2 protein-coding genes are annotated in these 2067 nt (G+C 68.1%); both read left to right on the forward strand.

Going from position 1 to position 2067, the window contains the following annotated elements:
- On the forward strand, positions 1 to 1279 hold a 1279-nt coding region (locus NH287_RS14935), incomplete at its 5' end, for an ABC transporter substrate-binding protein (protein WP_253036242.1).
- A 6-nt stretch (positions 1280 to 1285) separates the two neighbouring features.
- Positions 1286 to 2067 (forward strand): ABC transporter permease (locus NH287_RS14940; RefSeq protein ID WP_253036243.1); only part of this gene is annotated, 782 nt, incomplete at its 3' end.

The following is a 2067-nucleotide window of genomic DNA, read 5'->3' on the forward strand; positions in this document are numbered from 1 at the left end:
CTTCACGATCGACACCACCGCGACGTTCTCGAACGGCCGCGCGCTCACCGTCGACGACGTCGTCGGCAGCCTCGAGCGCCAGGTGGCGAGTCAGAGCGTGTGGTCCGGCCAGATGGGCCCCGTCGAGTCCGTCGAGGCCACCGGCGACGATCAGGTCACCGTGAAGCTCGGCAGCCCGTACGCGCCGTTCCTCGCCGCGCTCGCGAACACGCCGGCCGCGATCCTCCCGATGCAGGAGGTGAACGACGGCAGCGTCGACCTCACCACGACGATGCTCGGCACCGGCCCGTACCTCGTCGCCGACCACCGGCAGGACGAGTCGTGGACCTTCACCGCGAACCCCGACTGGCACGGCGGCGACAACCTCGCCGTGCAGACCCTCGAACTGCAGATCGTGGATCAGGAGTCGACCAGGCAGGCGGCGCTCCGCGAGGGCAGCGCCGGGATGGCGAACTTCGTCAACATCGACTCGCTGTCGCAGCTCGGCGGCAACGAGGGCCTCCAGATCGTCAAGCAGACGCAGAGCGACCTCTACTACGTCCTCGTCAACTCGCAGAAGCCCGATTCCCCGCTGAACGACCAGGACGTCCGCTTCGCGATCAACACCGCGATCGACCGCCAGGCGATCGCCGACATCGTCTTCGCCGGCGAAACGACCCCCACCGGCATCACCCCCTCGAACCTGCCCGGCGCCTGCCTGGTCGACGAGCTGCCGTCGGAGCAGGCCTCGATCGAGGACGCGAGGGCGACCATCGAGGAGACGGGAGCGGGCGATGTCGAGCTCGACCTCATCGTCAACACCTCGGTACCCGTCACGGCGCAGATCGCCCAGCTCGTGCAGCAGCAGCTCGCGGAGATCGGCGTCACCGTCCGGATCGAGCAGTTGGACGCCGCGACCTACAACGAGCGGGTCTTCTCGGCCCAGCCGGGAGACTTCGACCTGTCGATCAGCTGGTTCGCGGGCTACTCCGACCCGTCGATGGTGACCAAGTGGTGGAACCCCGAGCAGGCCTTCTTCAACGTCGGCTTCACGGGCGTGCACGAGGATCTCAACGCGCTCATCGCCGAGGGCGCGAGCGAAACCGATCCCGACGCGCGCGCCGAGGTGCTGACCGAGCTGTGCGCCTCCGCCGACGAGTACGCCGAGATGGTGCCGCTCGTGCACCGGCCGTCCATCATCGGCTTCGACACCACGGCCGTGAGCCCGACGATTCAGAGCAACGAGGGATACGGCAACATCCTCCGCAACATCGCCGACTACCGGATCGCCGGGGAGTAGTCCCGAATGATGCAGATCCTTCGCTGGTCCGCCGGGCGGGTGATGAGCGCGCTCATCACCCTGCTCGGTGTCTCCGTGCTCATCTTCGTCGCGATCCGTCTCATGCCCGGCAGCTACGAGGACATCATCCTCGGCCCGCTCGCCTCCGCCGAGGAACGGCAGCTGCTCGCCGAGGCGTACGGGCTCAACCAGCCGATCTTCGTGCAGTACTTCGCATGGATCGGACAGGTGCTCACGGGCGAGCTCGGCACCTCCTACGTCACGCAGAGCTCCGTCTCCGGCGAGATGATCGAGCGCATCCCGGTGACCGCGACGCTCACGATCATGGCGATGGCCGTGACGCTGCTCGTGGGGGTTCCGCTCGGGATCTGGACGGGCGTGAGGTCCGGAGCGAAGCAGGGCGGCGCCGTCGGCCGCGTCGTGTCGAGCATCGGCATCAGCGTGCCGGAATTCGTGCTCGGCAGCATCGTGATCTTCCTCTTCTCGCAGTTCTCGCTCGGCCTGAAGGTCGGCGGGTTCGCGAGCATCGGCACCGGATTCTGGCCGACGCTCGGGGCGCTCCTGCTCCCCGCCCTGGTGCTCTCCGTCTTCTGCGTCGCGGCGACCGCGCGCACGACGCGCGACGCCGTCATGGGAGTGCTCGTCGAACCGCACATCACGGCCGCCGTCGCGCGCGGGGAGACGACCCGGCACATCGTGCGCCACCATGTGCTCCGCAACGCCGGCATCCCGATCCTGACCCTGCTCGGCACCATCACCGCCTACCTGCTCGGCGGCGCCGTCATCAT

The organism is Microbacterium sp. CnD16-F, from assembly GCF_024124465.1.
In the GTDB taxonomy this organism is placed as follows: Bacteria; Actinomycetota; Actinomycetes; order Actinomycetales; family Microbacteriaceae; genus Microbacterium; species Microbacterium gawkjiense.